This window comes from Blastococcus aurantiacus, assembly GCF_900102425.1.
Classification (GTDB): domain Bacteria; phylum Actinomycetota; class Actinomycetes; order Mycobacteriales; family Geodermatophilaceae; genus Blastococcus; species Blastococcus aurantiacus.
Genome location: NZ_FNBT01000001.1, coordinates 397,775 through 415,325 on the forward strand (window position 1 = coordinate 397,775; position 17,551 = coordinate 415,325).

Sequence of the window (17,551 nt, forward strand, 5' to 3'; positions counted from 1 at the left end):
GACGAAGAAGCATCGTGACGCTGCTGCAGTCTTCCCTCAACGACACCCTCGAGGTGCGCTCGCGGACGCCGCGCCGGGAGCCCGACACCACCGGCCTGGTGTCCACCGACCTCGTGCGCGTGTACCTCAACACCATCGGCAAGACCGCGCTGCTCACCGCCGAGCAGGAGGTCGAGCTGGCCAAGCGGATCGAGGCCGGCCTCTACGCCGACCGTCTGCTGGCCGAGAAGCCGGACCTCTCCCCCGCCAAGAAGCGGGACTACAAGATCCTGGCCAACGACGGCAAGGCAGCCAAGGCGCACCTGCTGGAGGCCAACCTCCGGCTCGTCGTCTCGGTGGCCAAGCGCTACACCGGCCACGGCATGACCTTCCTCGACCTCATCCAGGAGGGGAACGTCGGGCTGATCCGCGCGGTGGAGAAGTTCGACTACACCAAGGGCTTCAAGTTCTCCACGTACGCCACCTGGTGGATCCGCCAGGCGATCACCCGCGCCATGGCCGACTCCGGGCGCACGATCCGGCTGCCCGTCCACCTGGCCGAGCAGGTGAACAAGGTGGTCCGCACCCGGCGCCGCATGCACCAGGAGCTGGAGCGCGACCCCACCCCGGAGGAGATCGGCCTCGAGCTGGACATGACCGAGGCGCGGGTGGTCGAGCTGCTCGAGCACAGCCGCGACCTGGTCAGCCTGGACCAGACCGTGGGCGCCGACGAGGAGTCCCGGCTCGGTGACTTCATCGAGGACGCCGACGCCGCGGTCGCCGAGGATGCGGTCGCCTTCCAGATGATGAAGGGCGACGTCCGCAACGTGCTGGAGACGCTGGAGGACCGCGAGCGCGACGTGGTCATCCTGCGCTTCGGTCTCGACGGCGGTCAGCCGCGCACGCTGGAGCAGATCGGCAAGCAGTTCGGCCTGTCCCGCGAGCGCGTGCGCCAGATCGAGCGCGAGACGATGGCCAAGCTGCGTGACCCGCAGCGCGCCGACGCCCTGCGCGACTACCTCGCGTAGAGAAACGACCAACGAGAGCCCGTCCCCGCGAGGGGGCGGGCTCTCGTCGTCTCGGGACTCAAGGGGTGAGGGCACCCGATAGCAGCCTGCTCGCCTGTCGATCCACCAGTGCGGCGTCCGGGTCCGCGCGATGCCACAGCAAGCGCAGGAGCACCTCGGCTCTGCCCCGGACAGCCACCGGCTCCCGCTCGCCGATGGTGATGTCGCCGGCCACATCCGTGGCCACCAGCCGAATGCCTCGTGGCAGCGGTTCGACGCGACCCAGCCGTACCTGCCGCGGGTAGATGACGTCCCGGACTTCGAGCACTCCGTCCCATGCCAGCCACGGATCCACCTGCGGCACCTGCCCGAGCGCGTCGTGGGCGTCCCAGGTGTGCAGCACGGTCTCGTGCACCTGCCGTCGCCTCCAGAAGAGCGCGGATGCATCCCGGTCGTCGAGGGTCCACGCGGGTGCGTCCGCCCGTGTCGCCGTCAGTACGTCGACGAGCCGTGAGGCGTGGTGGCGGTACCAAGCGGTCAGCTCCCGACGATCCCGTTCGACGGGTCGTGGCCGGAAGGCGGGGTTGCCCTCGACGACACAGTGCGCCGCCCATTGGTGGACCTCACCCAGGTGCACCACGAGATCGCGCACCGACCAGCCCGGACAGGCAGGGACGAGCGCATCGTGGTCGGCATCGCTGATGGCGACAGCGAATCCCTCGGTGTGGGCGCGCAGCAGGTCCAGCCAGTCGGGTGTCTCGGGGGTCACGCTTCCTCCTCCGGCTCGCCGGGCGAGCCGATCAGATGGGCGAGCGCATGCGGCGGGGGCCGGGGTCGACGCGGGCGGTGGGCGGCCCCACCCGCGCGGTACCGCCGGCGACCACCAGTGACCGGCCGCCGTGCCACGGGTTGGCCGGGCCGACGATCACCGGCTCCAGGGTCAGCCGCAGCACCTCCGGGAGGTCGTCGGCCAGCCGGGCGACCCGGAGCAGCAGGTCCTCCAGCGCCGCGGTGTCCACGGGCTCCGAGCCGCGCCACCCGTTCAGCAGCGGCCAGGCGCGCGGCCCGCGCACGAGCTCGGCGGCGTCGAGGTCGCTCAGCGGCAGGGTGCGGAACGCCCGATCGCCGAGCAGCTCGGTGGCCACTCCCCCGACGCCGAAGCTCACCAGTGCGCCGAAGGACGGGTCGTCGACGATCTCGACGACCGTGGCGACGCCGGGTGCGGCCATCTCCTGCACGATCACCGGGTCGCCGGACGGGATCGCGGCGTAGGCGGTGCGCACCGCGTCCGCGTCGACCAGGTCCAGCCGCACGCCGCCCAGGTCCGAGCGGTGCCGCAGCCACGGCGCCGTCGACTTCAGCACGACCGGGTAGCCGACCTCCTCGGCAGCGGCCACCGCCGCCTCGGGGTCGGTCACGGTCCGCGTGCGCAGCAACGGCACGCCGTAGGCGCCCAGCAGCGCGATCAGCTCGTCGTCGTCCAGCTCCCGGCCGGCCGGGGCCGACGCCAGCGCCCCGCGGACGACGGCCCGCGCCGCCTCCTCGTCCACCTCGGGCAGCTCGGGCACGTCGCCGACCGGACGGCGGCGCCAGCGGGCGTACTCGGCCACCTTGGCCAGCGAGATGACGGCGCGCTCCGGGGTGCTGTACGAGGGCACCGACCCGCGGGCCGGCATGCCGTGCTCGTCGAGGACGGCGAGGTCCGGCGGCACGCCCTCGGTGGACAGGAAGCTGGCCAGCACCGGCTTGGCCGAGCCGACGGCGACGTCGCGCAGCGCGGGACCGAACTCGTGCGAGCCCGACATGAGCGGCGGCAGGAACACCGCGATGACCGCGTCGACGCCGTCGTCGTCGACGGCGGCCTGCAGGGCGTCGCGGAACTGCTCGGGCGTGCCGTTGACCCCGATGTCGACCGGCTTGTCGTGCGCCAGCGACATCCCCTCCTCGAGCACGGCGTCGGCGACCAGCACCCCGATGGCCGTGGAGTTGCCGACGATCGCCACGCGGTCGCCGGCGGGCAGCGGCTGGTGGGCCAGCAGGGTGCCGACGTCGAACATCTGGGCCACCGTCTCGACGCGGATGACGCCGGCGGAGGCGAACAGCGCGGCGACCGACTGCTCGGGGACCGCGACCGACGTGCCGGCCAGCCCGGGCGCCACGCCGACGTGCCGGCCGCTCTTCACCGCGACGACCGGCTTCGTCCGGCCGACGGTGCGCGCCAGACGGGCGAACTTGCGCGGGTTGCCGAAGCTCTCCAGGTGCAGCAGCACGACCTCGGTGCCCGGGTCGGTCGCCCAGTACTGGAGCAGGTCGTTGCCGCTGACGTCGGCACGGTTGCCGGCCGAGACGAAGGTGGACAGCCCGATGCCGCGGCTGCGCGCCCGCTCGAGCAGCGCGACGCCGAGGGCGCCGGACTGGGCGAAGAAGCCGACCCGGCCGCGCCCCGGGACCATCGGCGCGAGCGAGGCGTTGAGCCGCACCGCGGGATCGGTGTTGACGACACCCAGGCAGTTCGGGCCGACGACGCGCATGCCGGACGCGCGCGCGGAGGCGACCAGCCGGCGCTCGGCCTCCCGCCCCTCGGGACCGGACTCCCCGAACCCGCCGGAGACCACGACCAGGCCGCGCACCCGCTTGCGCCGGCAGGCCTCGACCACCCCGGCCACCTCGTCGGCCGGTACCGCCACCAGGGCGAGGTCGACGTCGTCGGGGATCGACTCGATGTCGGCGTAGGCCGGCACCCCGCGCACGTGCCGGGCGGAGGGGTTGACCGGGTAGACCGGCCCGGCGAAGCCGTAGTCGAGCAGGTGCCGGAGCAGGGCGTTGCCGATCTTGTCCGGGTCGTTGCTGGCACCGACCACGGCGACCGAGGAGGGCGTGAGCAGCCGGGCGATCGACCGCGACTCGCTGCGCTGCTCGCGCTCGTAGGCGACGGCGAGGGCGTCCTCGGTCGGCTCGATCGGGAAGGTGAGGTGGACGACGCCGTCCTCGTAGGAGCGCTGGGACTTGTAGCCGGCGTCCTGGAAGACCCGCACCATCGTGCTGTTCTGGGCGAGCACCTCGGCGACGAAGCGCTTGATGCCGCGCTCGCGGGCGGCCGCGGCGAGGTGCTCGAGCAGGACCGAGCCCAGACCCCGCCGCTGGTGGGCGTCCTCGATGAGGAAGGCCACCTCGGCGTCGTCGGTGCCCGGGTAGCGGTCGTAGCGGCCCACCCCGATCACCTGGTCGCCGAGCAGCACGACGAAGGCGACGCGCGCGTCGTGGTCGACGTGGGTGAAGCGGTGGAGCTCCTTGGCCGACAGCCGCTTCATCGGGCCGAAGAAGCGGTAGTAGCGGGTCTGGTCGCTGCTGCGGTCCATCAGGCCGGTCAGCCCGTCGGCGTCCTGCGGGCAGATCGGGCGCAGGTGCACCGTGCCGCCGTCGGCGGCGACGATGTCGGCCTCCCAGTGCTTCGGCGGAGTGGGCACCGCTTCCTCCTCGGCGGGGGTCGGGTTCACTTCCGGCCTCCCAGTAGGGGCCCGCCGCGAGCCTGCGAGTGGTGGGGGGCTGGGAGGTCCTTAATCACGGGGGTCGTCCGGGTCCAGGCCGAACAGCGGGAAGCTGGCCCGGCGGGTACGCATGATCGAGCGGTCCACCCGGGACTCGGTGAAGGCGTCCCAGCGGGCGAAGCCGGTGTAGCCGCCCTCGGTCATGTGGGTGGGCGGCCGGGCGCGCAGGCCCCGGGCGACGACGTCGTCGCGCCAGGACTGCGGGATCTCCGTGCTCGGGTCCAGGGGCGAGCCGGCGGCCTCGGCGAGCAGGTGGGTCCAGGCGCGGGGCACCGCGCGCACCAGGCCGTACCCCCCGCCGCCGAGGGCGATCCAGCGGCCGTCGCAGATCTCGTGCGCCAGCTCGTGCATCGCCCGGTAGCTGGCGCGCTGGCCGTCGATGGTGAGGCCGAGGTCGGCCAGCGGGTCCTCGTGGTGGGCGTCGCACCCGCACTGGGTGACGATGATCTGCGGGTCGAACGCGCGCAGCACGCTGGGCACGACGGCGCTGAACGCCCGCAGCCAGGCGGAGTCCTCCGTGCCGTTCGGCAGCGCCAGGTTGACCGCGCTGCCCGAGGCCTTCTCGGCGTCCCCGGTCTCCTCGGGGAAGCCGGTGCCCGGCCACAGGGTCAGCGGGGTCTGGTGGATGCTCACCGTCAGCACCCGGGGGTCCTCGTAGAAGGCGGCCTGGACGCCGTCGCCGTGGTGCACGTCGAGATCGACGTAGGCGATCCGCTCGTACCCCTGCCCGAGCAGCCAGGCGATCGCCACGGCCGCGTCGTTGAAGACGCAGAAGCCCGAGGCGGCGTCCCGCATCGCGTGGTGCAGCCCGCCGGAGATGTTCACCGCGTGCTGCGCCGCCCCGCTGTGCACCTGCTGCGCGGCGAGGACGCTGCCGCCGGTGATCAGCGCGGCCGCGTCGTACATGTCCGGGAAGATCGGGTTGTCCGACGTCCCCAGGCCGTGCCCGACCGTCGGGTCCGACGGTGCCCGGCGGACCGCCTCGAGGTAGACCGGGTCGTGGACCAGCTCGAGCAGGTCCGCGCCGGCCGGCGTGGGCCGCAGCACCCGCACCCGGTCGCTGCTCAGCACGCCCAGGCCGTCGGCCAGGCGCATGGTCAGGTCGAGCCGCACCGGGTGCAGCGGGTGCTCCCCGCCCATGGTGTAGCCGAGCAGGCTCTCGTCCCAGACGACGGCGACCGAGTCGCTCAACCGGACCTCCTCGTGCCCCGCGCCGGCTCCGGAGGCCGACGGGGGCGACGCTACCGGCGGAGAGCGGGGCACGCGTCCCCCGCCTGCGGCGTCGCGCGACCCGGTGGGGTGGCGTCGCGCCACTAGACTGGGCGTCGACCCGGAGGAGTACTGCGTGAACGACCTGATCGACACCACCGAGATGTACCTCCGCACCATCTTCGAGCTCGAGGAGGAGGGGATCACCCCCCTCCGGGCCCGGATCGCGGAGCGTCTCCACCAGAGCGGGCCCACCGTGAGCCAGACGGTGGCCCGCATGGAGCGCGACGGCCTGCTCACCGTGGAGGGTGACCGGCACCTGCAGCTGTCCGACGAGGGCCGCCAGCTGGCCACCGCGGTCATGCGCAAGCACCGGCTGGCGGAGTGCCTGCTCGTCGACGTCATCGGCCTGGACTACGCCGACGTGCACGAGGAGGCGTGCCGCTGGGAGCACGTCATGAGCGAGGCGGTGGAGCGCCGGCTGCTCGCCCTGCTGGGCAACCCGAGCGTCTCGCCCTTCGGCAACCCGATCCCGGGCCTGGAGGCGCTGCGCGGCGACGAGCCGCTCGGTGGCGAGACCTCCGCGGTGCTCGACGCGCTGACCGTGCTGTCGACGACGGCCACCGCCGAGGGGCGCCCGGTGGTGATCCGGCGGATCAGCGAGCAGCTTCAGGAGAACCCCGAGCTGCTGCGGGCGCTGGCCGACCAGGGGGTGCGCCCGGGCGTCACGATGGAGGCCCGGCTGGTCGAGGGCTCGGTCAGCCTGAACGGCTACGTGCTGCCCCTCGAGGTGGCGCGGCACATGTTCGTCAGCGCCGTCGACGAGGAGCTCACCCCGCTGGAGGCGGCACCCCTGCTCTGAGGGCGCGGTCCGGCCCTCGGCCCTGGGACGGGCGCCGCTCACTACGGTGGGGCCGACGTCGACCCCTCCTGAGAGCAGGTCCCGGTGAGCCCGTCCGACTCCCCCGACGCCCCGGCGTCGGACCCCGCGTCCGACCCGGCGAGCGCCGCCGGGTCCGGCCCGTTCGCCCGGCTGGCCGACTTCGCGGCGCTGCCCCGCATCGGCGCGCTGGCGCTGTCCGTGGACGGCTCGCGGCTGGCGATCTCGGTCGCCACGCTGGACCCCGCGAAGAAGAAGTGGCAGTCGGCGCTGTGGGAGGTCGACCCCGCCGGCGCCCGCCCGGCCCGGCGGCTCACCCGCAGCGTGCCGGGTGAGTCCTCGCCGGTGTGGGCGCCCGACGGCTCGCTCCTGTTCACCTCCGCCCGCCCCGACCCGACGGCTGCCGAGGCCGGCGAGCCGAAGCCGGCACTGTGGAGCCTGCCCCCCGGTGGCGGCGAGGCGCGGCCGGTGCTCAGCCGCCCCGGCGGCATCTCCGCCGTGTCGGTCGCGGCCGACACCGGCGACGTCGTCGTCGCGGCCGCGACGATGCCCGGGGGTGCGGAGGCCGAGGCCGACGAGGAACGCCGCAAGGCGCGCGCGGACGCCGGGGTCACGGCCGTGCTGCACGAGGCCTACCCGGTGCGGTACTGGGACCACGACCTCGGCCCCGCCGCGCCGCACCTGTTCTGGGCCGGTCCGCTGCCGGACGACGACGCCGTGGGGCCGGTGGCGCTGCGCGACCTGACCCCGGACGCGATCCCGCCGCACGGCGCGGGCGAGGAGTTCACCCTCTCCCCCGACGGCCGCCTGCTGGCACGCTCGGAGGAGGTCCCCGACGGGCCGGCCGGGCACCGCAACCGGCTGGTCGTCACCGCGACCGACGGCAGCGGCACCCGGGTGCTGGTCGACGACCCCCTGGCCGACGTCTACGGGGCGGCCTTCTCCCCGGACGGCTCGTCGCTGGTGTGCGTCCGGGAGGCCCTGTCCACGTACGCCGAGCCGCCGGACTACACGCTGCTGGTCGTCGACGTCGCCGCGGGCACGGCCCGCGACCTGACGCCGGACTTCGACCGGTGGCCGAGCGCACCGCAGTTCGGCGCGGACGGCACGGGCGTGTACTTCCTCGCCGACGACGACGGCCGGCACGCCGTCTTCCGGGTGCCCGTGGACGGCGGCGCACCGGTGCGACTGACCGGGGACGGCGCCTACAGCCACCTGCAGGTCGCCCCGGACGGGAGAGCGCTGTACGCGCTCCGCTCGGCGTACGACTCGCCGTCGGTACCCGTCCGGCTCGACCCGCAGGCGACCGGTCAGGAGCCTGCCCCGTTGCCGAGCCCCGGCACGATCGACGCGCTTCCCGGGACCCTGCACGAGGTCGACGCCACCGCCGCCGACGGCACCCGGGTGCAGTCCTGGCTCGTCCTCCCCGAGGGCGCCTCGGCCGACTCGCCCGCGCCGCTGGTGCTGTGGATCCACGGCGGCCCGCTCATGAGTTGGAACTCGTGGTCCTGGCGCTGGTGCCCGTGGGTGCTGGCCGCCCGGGGCTACGCGGTGCTGCTGCCCAACCCGGCGCTGTCGCAGGGGTTCGGGCAGGAGTTCGTGCGCCGTGGCTGGGGCGAGTGGGGCGAGGCGCCCTACACCGACCTGATGGCCGCGGTGGACGCCGCCGAGCAGCGCCCGGACATCGACGCGACCCGGACGGCGGCGATGGGTGGCTCCTTCGGCGGCTACATGGCCAACTGGACGGCCACGCAGACCGACCGCTTCCGGGCGATCGTCAGCCACGCCGGTCTGTGGCACATCGACGCGTTCACCAGCACCACCGACGCGGCGTACTACTGGGAGAAGGAGTGGGGCGACCCGCTGGCCGAGCCGCGCCGCTACGAGCAGAACTCGCCGCACCGCTACGCCGACGCCATCCGCACGCCGATGCTGGTCATCCACGGCGACCGGGACTACCGCGTCCCCGTCGGCGAGGCACTGCACCTCTGGTACGACCTGCAGAAGCGGGGCGTGCCCTCGAAGTTCCTCTACTTCCCGGACGAGAACCACTGGGTGCTCACGCCCGGGAACTCGACGGTCTGGTACGAGACCGTGCTGGCCTTCCTCGCCGAGCACGTCCTCGACGAACCCTGGCAGCGGCCCGCGCTGCTCTGACCCGCCCGCGGCTGCCCGGTGCGTCAGCGTGCGGGCGCACCGGGCAGCCCGGTGACACCGGCGGAGCGACCGGCCTCGGCCAGCAGAGCGCGGAGCTGCCACGGCGCGACGCAGGCGGACAACGCGTCCTCCAGCAGCCCCGCGAGCGGGTTGCCGGGCTCGCTGTCCAGCGCCCGGTCCAGGGCGATGTTCGCCATCGCGCCGTCGCCGCGGAGCCACGAGCAGACCGCGACCAGCGCCGCCGGGAAGGCGTCCAGCGGGGAAGGCGCACGCCGGGTGCACTCGGTCCACAGCGCCTCGGCGGCCGCGGCGTCCTCGCCGAGGGACAGCATCAGCGCCCAGTCCCGCACATCCGGCTGCCGGAGGCTCCACGCGATCCGGGCGACCTCCTCGTCCACCGGACGTTCCCCGTCCCGGCCCGGCCGGCAGCGCCCGACCGCCGACCGGATCCGCCGGCGGGCCGCCGACCGGCCGACGGGCCCCTCGAGTCCCACCCGGAGGACGACGGCCTCCATCGCCGCGCGGGCAGCCTCCCCCGGCGGCGCCAGCCGCTCGTGCAGGGCGCCGCGGTCGGCCGCCACCACGGTGCCGGAGGCGACGGCCGCCGCCTCGAGCGCCCCCACGCCCGTGGGCAGCGGCGTGCCGCCGTCCGGGGCGCAGCACGCGCCGGGGCAGTCGAAGTCCCACCAGCGCTCGGCGCGCACCAGGAGCGCCTGCTCCAGCGGCAGCCCGACCGCGTCGAGCGCCAGCACGAGGTCGTGCACCAGCGAGCGGTGGGGCAGGTCGGTGCCGCACCCGCCAGCCGGGCCCGCTGCGTCCGGGCGCAGGAGCTCCGGTTCGTCGGGCGCCTCGGACACCACGAACGCCAGCGCCGCCCGGGGACCGTCGGTGGCCAGGCTGCGGGCCAGGACCGCGGCCAGCTCCCGGGCGTACCCGGGCGGCGGGAGGTCGGCCCGCACGGTCAGACCCACACGGCGACCCGTCCCACCGCCCAGGGCGACGAGCACGACCGACTCGCTCGGCCGGTAGCCCAGCAGCTGCGGCAGGCCGGCGGCGAGGTCGCCGGGGTCACCGACGCGGACGGCGTCGTCGAGCGGGACGCCCGGCGGTGCGCGGAAGGGGAACGGTGCCGGGTCGCGGAAATCCATGGCCCGACCGTGCCCGCCGGCCGGGCCGGGCAGGAGCGCCCGCGGTCATCTGTGGACGGGACCGCCGCCTGTGGACCGTCGACCCGGTCCGTCTTCAGTCGAGTGCGGCGGCCTGCGTCTCGAAGGCCTGCTCCAGGAGCACCGTGAACTCCGCGGCGTCCAGCGGGACGGCGGCCGCGCCCGTCGGGTCCACCGCCAGGGACGTGAGCACCAGCAGTCGGTCGCCGTCCTCGACCGCGCCCAGCAGTGCCGGCACCGAAGCCTGCGTCCCGTCGGGCAAGGAGACGACGGTCGTGAAACGCAGCGCGGCGGCGCCGTCCCCGAGGTCGGGCACGGGCAGCTCCTCGAACGTCACCGTGACGTCCCCGGTCTCCGGAGAGCTGATCTGCGCCTGCGGGCAGCGCTGGGCGGCCTCGGCGAGCTGGTCGACCGCGCCCTCCACGGGCCCGCCGCGGATGAGCATCTCCACGACCGCCGTCGTCTCCTCCACCGCGCTGACCGCCGCGACGTCGTCGAAGTCGTCCAGGTCGGGCTGCGTCCCCTGCACCGCGGCGTCGCACTCCGGCGGCGTCACCTGCACGTCGTCGAGGTCGCCCGTCAGCGCGGCTCCCTCCTCCAGCTGCTCCGGCGACAGCGCCGTCACCACCGCCGTGGGCCCGAAGGCGTCGGCGCCCAGCAGACCGGAGGCCAGATCGGCCTCGGGCTCCTCCTTCTCGGCCGCCTCGGACGCCTTCGCGTCGGACTCGGCCCGCGGCTCGTCGTCCGCGTCGTCCCCACCGCACCCGGTGAGCACGGCGGTGGAGAGCAGACCGGCAGCGAGCAGGCTCCGCAGGCGGAACGGGCGGGACGTCGTCGTCGACATGGCCCGACGGTAGCGGTGGGAGCCGGACGGCGAGGTCAGACGTGGTACTGGACGGCGGCCCGGGCGGCGAGGATCGGTCGGACGAACTCCGCGACGACGGACAGGTGCACCGGGTCCTGGGCGTAGCGGTAGAACGCCTCGGCGTCCGCGAAGTCGGCGATCAGCACCGCCGAGGCGTTGCCGTCGGACAGCCCGGCGTCCTCGGCGACGATCAGGAAACTCATGCCGCCGACCTCCCGGCGGAGATCCCTGAGGGCCGCGATCGCGGCGGCCACCCGCTCCTCACCGGCCGTCGGCTCCCACGTGAACGTGACGACGTGACGGATCATGTGCTCCACCATCCCAGGTGGAACCGCCACCCGGACGGGGGTCCCGGCCCGGCTGGTGGCCGGGGGCACGGGGTGGCCTCGTTAGAGTCGCGAGCATGGGACGGTCGCTGCGCATCGCACTGCTGTCCTACCGAAGCAAGCCGCACGGCGGCGGCCAGGGCGTCTACGTCCGCGCGCTGTCCCGCGAACTGGCCGAGCTGGGCCACCGCGTCGAGGTCCTCAGCGGTCAGCCCTACCCCGAGCTGGACGCCGGCGTCCCGCTCACCAAGCTGCCGAGCCTCGACCTCTACCGCGAGCCCGACCCCTTCCGGATGCCCCGTCCCTCGGAGTTCCGCGACTGGATCGACGTCGCCGAGTGGACGACCATGTGCGCCGCGGGCTTCCCCGAACCGCTGACCTTCACCCTGCGCGCCGCCCGGCACCTGGTCCCCCGCGCGGACGAGTTCGACATCGTCCACGACAACCAGTCGCTGGGGTACGGGTTGCTCCGGCTCACGCGGGCCGGGCTGCCCACCGTCGCCACCGTCCACCACCCCGTGGCGATCGACCGGGCGCTGGACCTCGCCGCCGCCCCGTCGCTGTATCGCAAGCTGACGCTGCGCCGCTGGTACGCCTTCACGCGCATGCAGGCCAAGGTGGTGCGCAGGCTCGACGCCGTCACCACCGTCTCGGAGAGCTCGCGGCGCGACATCGGCACCCACATGGGCGTGCCGCCCGCGGCCATCGACGTCATCCCCGTCGGCATCGACCCCGCCACCTTCACCCCGCCGCCGGACGGCCAGCGCCGGGACAGCGACTCGATCCTGGTCGTCACCAGCGCCGACGTCCCGCTCAAGGGCCTGGTGCACCTGCTCGAGGCGGTGGCCAAGCTGCGCACCGAGCGGCCGGTCACCCTCACCGTCGTCGGCAGCGCGCGACCGGGCGGCCCCGCGGAGACCACGCGGGACCGGCTGGGTCTCCAGGACGCCGTCCGCTTCACCGGGCCGGTGCCCGAGTCCGAACTGATCGACCTGATGCAGCGGGCCACGGTGGTCGCCATCCCGTCGCTGTACGAGGGGTTCTCGCTGCCCGCGATCGAGGCCATGGCCTGCGGCGCGCCGCTGGTCACGACCGACGCCGGCGCGCTGCCGGAGGTCGTGGGCACCAAGGCGGGGCTGCGCGTCAAGGCCGGCGACGTCGGCGAGCTCACCGCCGCGCTGAAGCTGGTGCTCGACTCGCCCTCGCTCGGCGAGCAGCTGGGCCGCGCGGGCCGGCGCCGCGTCCTGGACACCTACACCTGGCGGGCGACCGCCGAGCGCACCGCCGCCTGGTACGCGCAGACCCTGGAACGGAAGGGACGTCCTTGCTGACCGTCGACTACGAGCTGCTGGACCTGCGGCCGGGGATGCGCGTCCTCGACCTGGGGTGCGGCGAGGGGCGGCACGCCTTCGAGGCCTACCGGCGCGGAGCCGACGTGGTGGCCGTCGACTGGGGCGTCTCGGAGGTCGGGACCACCAAGCGGTGGCTGGGCGCGATCGGCGAGGCCGGCGAGGCGGGCCTGCGGCCCGACGGCACGCCGGCCCGCTTCGAGGTGGTCCGCGGCGACCTGCTGCACCTGCCCTTCCCCGACGCCAGCGTCGACCGGGTCATGGCCTCGGAGGTGCTCGAGCACATCCCGGACGACGTGACGGCGATGGCGGAGATCTTCCGCGTGCTCAAGCCGGGCGGGCGGATGGTCATCACCGTCCCCCGCTACGGCCCGGAGCGCATCTGCTGGGCGCTGTCCGACGAGTACCACGCCAACGAGGGCGGGCACATCCGCATCTACCGCGGCGGCGTCCTGCGCGACCGGCTCGCCTCGGTCGGCCTGGTGCCCGGCCGCACCCACCACGCCCACTCGCTGCACGCCCCCTTCTGGTGGCTCAAGTGCGCCGTCGGCGTCGAGAAGGACAACGCGGCCGTCCGCGCCTACCACCGGCTGCTGGTGTGGGACCTCATGCACCGGCCGTGGCTCACGCGGACCGCCGAGAAGCTCATGGACCCGGTGTTCGGCAAGAGCTTCGTGGTCTACGCCGACAAGCCCGCGACGGCGGCCGGCTCCGCGTCCGTCGGGGCGGAGCGGGCCCTTGCCGCCGGCTGACAGCGGCCGGCTGCTCCCCGAGCTCCCGGGAGTGCTGACCGGCGACCAGGTGCGGTCCACCGTCTCCTGGATCGCCGCCCAGCAGGACACCGACGGCGCCCTCCCCTGGTTCCGCGGCGGCCAGCTCGACCCCTGGGACTCCGTCGAGGCGGCCATGGCCCTGGACCTCGGCGGCGAGCACGACCGGTCCCGCGCCGCCTACCGCTGGCTGGCCGGCCGGCAGCGCGCCGACGGCTCCTGGGCCGCGGAGTACCGCGACGGGGCCGAGGTGTCCGCGGACGTGGAGAGCAACCAGGCCGGCTACCTCGCCGTCGGGCTGTGGCACCACTGGCTCATCACCGCCGACGAGCGGTTCGTCGGCGAGCTGTGGCCGGTGGTCCGCCGCGGCCTGGACCTGGTGGTGGCCATGCAGCTGGACGGCGGCGCGATCGGCTGGGCCCTCCGCAAGGACGGCACGCCCGACGCGCTCGCGCTGCTCACCGGCAACGCGAGTCTCTTCCAGTCGCTGCGCTGCGGGATCGCGCTGGCCGGACTGGTCGGCGAACCGCAGCCGGACTGGGAGCTGGCCGTCAGCGACCTCGGGACGGCGCTGCGCAGCCGCCCGCACGCCTTCGCCGACCGGTCCCGGTACTCGATGGACTGGTATTACCCGATCCTCGCCGGTGCGATGACCGGTGAGCAGGCGGGCGACCGGCTGGCCGCCGGGTGGGACACCTTCGTCGTCCCCGGCCTGGGTGCGCGCTGCGTCTCCGACCGGCCGTGGGTGACCGGGGCGGAGACCTGCGAGCTGGCCCTGGCCCTCGTCGTCGCCGGACAGCGGGAGGCGGCGCTGGAGCAGGTCGCGGCCATGCAGCACCTGCGGGACGACGACGGGTCGTACTGGACCGGCTTCGTCTTCGCCGACGACGCCCGGTGGCCGATCGAGCGCACCACCTGGACCGCCGCCGCCGTCCTGCTGGCCGCGGATGCCCTCTCCGGGGCGACGGCGGCATGCGACCTGTTCGCCGACCCCCTCGCGATCCCGTCTCCGGGGACCGCGCCTCTGGACGACGCGACGACGGCATCACCGGACCGGGCAGCACCGTTCAGCCGCTGACGCATCGCGGACCGTTCGTGCACAGCGAGGCCTGATCGGCGAGGGCCTCCGCCCGCCCCATCGTGGTGCCCTCCGGGATGCCGGACATCTCGGTCTGCCGCGCCTGCCGTTGCGGGCCCGTGGGAGGACCGCTGCTGCCCATCGCGCTCCGACCCTCGTCCCGGACCGGCAGGCCCACGACATCCTTTCCGTCACGGAGAGCAAGGGTGCGAACGCCGTCCGCCCCTAGACACCCGCGCGTGGTGGCTGTGACCCCGCCTGCTGCCAGGCCCTCAGAGATTCACGTTCCGTAGCGTGCTTACTCTGCGCCGTTGCTGCCGTTCACCCTTTCAGCGTATTTCCGCAGGTTGGAACTGCGGAGAGTCACCAAACTCCCCCTACTGACTGTCACGGACGTCAGGCCCCGAACTCGGGGCGCATCGACCGTTCCAGCCACTCCGGCCGGCACGGTCCGCACACAGGGGGTAATCATGGCGCGCTCCGCCGCACCGACTCGTGCACGACTCATGGCCACCAGGGCCGGCCGGCTCTCCGTGCTGACCGCATCGTCGGCCATCGTCGTCCTCTCGGCCCTGCCGGCAGCGGCCACACCCCCGGGGAACAGCGGGAACGGCGGGAACGGCGGGAACGGCGCCGAGAAGGTGACCCTCTGCCACGCCACCGGCTCGGCCACCAACCCGTACGTCCAGATCACCGTGGCCGCCGCGGGCGCCTACAACGGCCACTACAGCCAGCACGCCGACCTCGGCCAGGGCGACATCATCCCGCCGTTCCAGTTCCAGGGGCAGACCTACTCCCTGAACTGGGACGCACAGGGCCAGGCGATCGCCGCGAACGGCTGCCAGACGCCGCCGAAGCCGGGCAAGCCCGCCGACCCGCACAACCCCGGAAACCCGGGGACCCCGGCCCAGCCGGCCGATCCCGCCGAACCGGCCGACCCGAGCAACCCGAGCCACCCCGAGCCGCCGCGCGACAACTCGAAGGTGACGCTCTGCCACGCCACCGGTTCGGCCACCAACCCGTACGTGCAGATCACCCTGGCCGCCGCAGGCGCCTACAACGGCCACTACAGCCAGCACGCCGACCTCGGCCAGGGCGACATCATCCCGCCGTTCCAGTTCCAGGGGCAGACCTACTCGCTCAACTGGGACGCACAGGGTCAGGCCGTGCTCGCCGCCGGCTGCCAGGCGCCCGTGGAGTCGGGTAATCCCGGTACCCCCGGTAGCCCCGGTACCAGTACCCCCGGTACCGGTGGCACGCCCAGCACCGGTGGCACGCCCAGCACCGGTGGCACGCCCAGCACCGGTGGCACGCCGGTCGCCCCCGTGAGCGAGGGAGCGACCCCGACCACGCCGAACGCGCCGGAGAAGGTGACGGACCGGACCGCCGGCGGTGCCGGCACCCCGACGTCCGCGACCGGGCGGATCCCGGGTGCCGCGGACGCGGGCCAGGGACTGACCAGCACCTGGCAGCTCATGGCGGGCCTCGGCCTGGCCTCGGTCGGTGCTCTCACCGGTGGCGTCGCGCTCTACCGGCGCGCGTCCGCCGGCAGCTGAGGACGTCGCCGTGCGCCGGCCAGCGTCGGTCGTCCTGAGCCTGCTCCTCTCCCTCACCGGCTCGGCGCTCCTCATCGAGTACGGGTGGGGGCCGGAGACGACGGAGGGCTCCAGGACGCCGACGTCGGCCGGCGCCGCCGCACGCACCGTCGCGCCCGCCGCCCGTGCGCACACGGCACCCGACCGGTCCGGGGTGCCGGTACGCCTGGAGATCCCGTTCGCCAGCAGCAACCACCCCGGCGGGGTCGCCGCGCCCATCTCCGCCGATTCACTCACCGGGGCCGGCGACCTGTTCGTCCCGTCCGACCCGCGCGCCGTCAGCTGGGCGCGGGAGGACGCCGCACCCGGCGCGCACCGGGGCACGGCCATCCTGGTGGGGCACGTCAACTCCGTGCTCGACGGCGAACTGGTGCGTGGCGCTCTGTCGGACCTCGCCGAGTACGCCGTCGAGCACGTGGGAGAGGAGTTCACGGTCGTCCTCGCCGACGGCCGTGAGCTCGTCTACCGCATCACGGGCGGGGAGCAGTACGACAAGGAGGAACTGGCCGCCCGCCCGGAGCTCCGAGCGGCGCTGTACGACCAGCAGAGCGCCTTCGGCCCCGCTCCCGGCACCGGACGGCTGGTGCTCGTGTCCTGCGGGGGCGCGTTCGACCGCGCGTCGGGCAACTACGAGGACAACGTCTTCGTGTTCGCCCTTCCGGTCGACCCCGGTGCCCCGGCGAACGTGCCTGTCGCCACGGGTTGATCCCCGCAGGGACGGGCACGGTCTCCCTGTGACCGTCTCCCGCTCCGCTCCGTCCTCCGAGGTGACCGTGGTGGTCGCCAGCCGCAACCGGCGCGAGGACCTCCTGGTCACCCTCCCCCGCCACGAGGCGCCCGTGGTCCTCGTCGACAACGGCTCCACCGACGGCACGGTCGACGCGGTGCGCGCCGCGCATCCCGAGGTCACCGTGGTCCCGCTGGAGCGCAACCTCGGCGCGCGCGCCCGCACGCTCGGGGTCGCCCGCGCGAACACCCCGTTCGTCGCGTTCGCCGACGACGACTCCTGGTGGGCACCCGGCGACCTCGCCCGCGCCGCGAAGATCATGGCGGACCACCCGAGGCTCGCCGTCCTGAACGCCCGCATCCTCGTCGGCCCCGAAGAACGGCTCGACCCGGTGTGCGAGGAGATGGCGCGCAGCCCGCTGCCGGTCGGCGACCTGCCCGGACCGGCGCTGCTGGGCTTCGTGGCCTGCGCCGCCCTGGTGCGGACCGAGGCGTTCCAGCAGGTCGGCGGCTTCGACCCCGTCGTCCGCTTCCCGGGCGAGGAGGAGCGGCTGGCCCTCGACCTGGCGACCGCGGGCTGGACCATGGCCTACGTCGACGAGGTCACCATCCACCACCACCCCTCGCCGCGCCGGGACGCTCCCGGCCGCCGTCAGGCCGGCATCTGGCGCAGCCGGCTACTCACCGCCGTGATGCGGCTGCCCGCCCGTGACGTCGCCCGACTGGTCGCCCAGGCGGTGCGGGCCGGGCGCCCGGGGCTGACCGGGCTGGCGCGGGCGCTGCCGGACGTAACCGCGGCGATCCACCGTCGGAGCCCTGTGCCCCCGCGCGTGCACGCCGACCTGCGGCTGCTGGAGTCGGCATGAAAGAGGACCCTCCTGCCCCCCACCACTCGC

General features: G+C 74.3%; 15 protein-coding genes. 9 read left to right on the forward strand and 6 right to left on the reverse strand.

All coding sequences use genetic code 11. The features are described 5' to 3' along the window. Positions 1-14 precede the first annotated feature (14 nt). Positions 15-1,007: an RNA polymerase sigma factor SigB gene (sigB, locus tag BLS70_RS01885; RefSeq protein ID WP_176946235.1), complete on the forward strand. Its 993-nt coding sequence runs from the start codon at positions 15-17 to the stop codon at positions 1,005-1,007. Positions 1,008-1,065: 58 nt separating this feature from the next. Here sigB and BLS70_RS01890 read toward each other — a convergent pair whose 3' ends face one another. The 3 genes from BLS70_RS01890 to BLS70_RS01900 all read right to left on the reverse strand — a co-directional run bounded on the left by BLS70_RS01890 (position 1,066) and on the right by BLS70_RS01900 (position 5,725). Beyond that, positions 1,066-1,755 (reverse strand): maleylpyruvate isomerase family mycothiol-dependent enzyme, encoded by a 690-nt coding sequence (locus BLS70_RS01890; RefSeq protein WP_091763800.1) that lies wholly within the window; start codon positions 1,753-1,755, stop codon positions 1,066-1,068. Positions 1,756-1,786: 31 nt separating this feature from the next. Further along, complete coding sequence (locus tag BLS70_RS01895; RefSeq protein WP_255362167.1) at positions 1,787-4,453, reverse strand: bifunctional acetate--CoA ligase family protein/GNAT family N-acetyltransferase; 2,667 nt, start codon at positions 4,451-4,453, stop codon at positions 1,787-1,789. A gap of 90 nt (positions 4,454-4,543) precedes the next feature. Further along, on the reverse strand, positions 4,544-5,725 hold the full coding sequence (locus tag BLS70_RS01900) for an acetoin utilization protein AcuC (protein WP_091763802.1): 1,182 nt from the start codon (positions 5,723-5,725) through the stop codon (positions 4,544-4,546). Positions 5,726-5,879: 154 nt separating this feature from the next. On the opposite strand from BLS70_RS01900, the gene BLS70_RS01905 reads away from it, so the two are divergent. Continuing rightward, positions 5,880-6,605 carry an iron-dependent transcriptional repressor DtxR gene (locus tag BLS70_RS01905; RefSeq protein ID WP_091763803.1) on the forward strand — a complete coding sequence of 242 codons (726 nt, stop codon included), beginning with the start codon at positions 5,880-5,882 and terminating at the stop codon, positions 6,603-6,605. Positions 6,606-6,689: 84 nt separating this feature from the next. Beyond that, positions 6,690-8,780: a S9 family peptidase gene (locus BLS70_RS01910; protein ID WP_091763804.1), complete on the forward strand. Its 2,091-nt coding sequence runs from the start codon at positions 6,690-6,692 to the stop codon at positions 8,778-8,780. A gap of 23 nt (positions 8,781-8,803) precedes the next feature. On the opposite strand, the gene BLS70_RS01915 is transcribed toward BLS70_RS01910, so the two are convergent. The 3 genes from BLS70_RS01915 to BLS70_RS01925 form a co-directional block, all read right to left on the reverse strand. Next, on the reverse strand, positions 8,804-9,928 hold the full coding sequence (locus BLS70_RS01915) for a DUF4192 domain-containing protein (RefSeq protein ID WP_091763805.1): 1,125 nt from the start codon (positions 9,926-9,928) through the stop codon (positions 8,804-8,806). A gap of 94 nt (positions 9,929-10,022) precedes the next feature. Beyond that, positions 10,023-10,790: a hypothetical protein gene (locus BLS70_RS01920; protein WP_091763806.1), complete on the reverse strand. Its 768-nt coding sequence runs from the start codon at positions 10,788-10,790 to the stop codon at positions 10,023-10,025. A gap of 35 nt (positions 10,791-10,825) precedes the next feature. Then, entirely contained in the window at positions 10,826-11,119 is a 294-nt protein-coding gene (locus tag BLS70_RS01925; protein WP_091764148.1) for a Dabb family protein, read from the reverse strand. 95 nt (positions 11,120-11,214) lie between these two features. Here BLS70_RS01925 and BLS70_RS01930 point away from each other — a divergent pair, with 95 nt between their 5' ends. From BLS70_RS01930 to BLS70_RS01960, 6 genes are all read left to right on the forward strand, one after another. Next, positions 11,215-12,468: a glycosyltransferase family 4 protein gene (locus BLS70_RS01930; protein WP_091763807.1), complete on the forward strand. Its 1,254-nt coding sequence runs from the start codon at positions 11,215-11,217 to the stop codon at positions 12,466-12,468. Further along, on the forward strand, positions 12,462-13,238 hold the full coding sequence (locus BLS70_RS01935) for a class I SAM-dependent methyltransferase (protein WP_091763808.1): 777 nt from the start codon (positions 12,462-12,464) through the stop codon (positions 13,236-13,238). Before BLS70_RS01930 ends, BLS70_RS01935 begins: the two co-directional genes overlap by 7 nt. Next, a complete protein-coding gene (locus BLS70_RS01940) occupies positions 13,225-14,334 on the forward strand; it encodes a prenyltransferase/squalene oxidase repeat-containing protein (protein ID WP_255362168.1) in 1,110 nt (369 codons plus the stop codon). Before BLS70_RS01935 ends, BLS70_RS01940 begins: the two co-directional genes overlap by 14 nt. 506 nt (positions 14,335-14,840) lie before the next feature. Next, the gene (locus BLS70_RS20630) at positions 14,841-15,890 is read left to right on the forward strand and encodes a hypothetical protein (protein ID WP_091763810.1); all 1,050 of its coding nucleotides are present in this window, start codon (positions 14,841-14,843) and stop codon (positions 15,888-15,890) included. A 10-nt stretch (positions 15,891-15,900) separates the two neighbouring features. Beyond that, positions 15,901-16,635, forward strand: a complete 735-nt coding sequence (locus tag BLS70_RS01955; protein WP_091763811.1) for a class F sortase — start codon at positions 15,901-15,903, stop codon at positions 16,633-16,635. A 28-nt stretch (positions 16,636-16,663) separates the two neighbouring features. After that, positions 16,664-17,521 (forward strand): glycosyltransferase family 2 protein, encoded by an 858-nt coding sequence (locus BLS70_RS01960; protein ID WP_091763812.1) that lies wholly within the window; start codon positions 16,664-16,666, stop codon positions 17,519-17,521. Positions 17,522-17,551 lie beyond the last annotated feature (30 nt).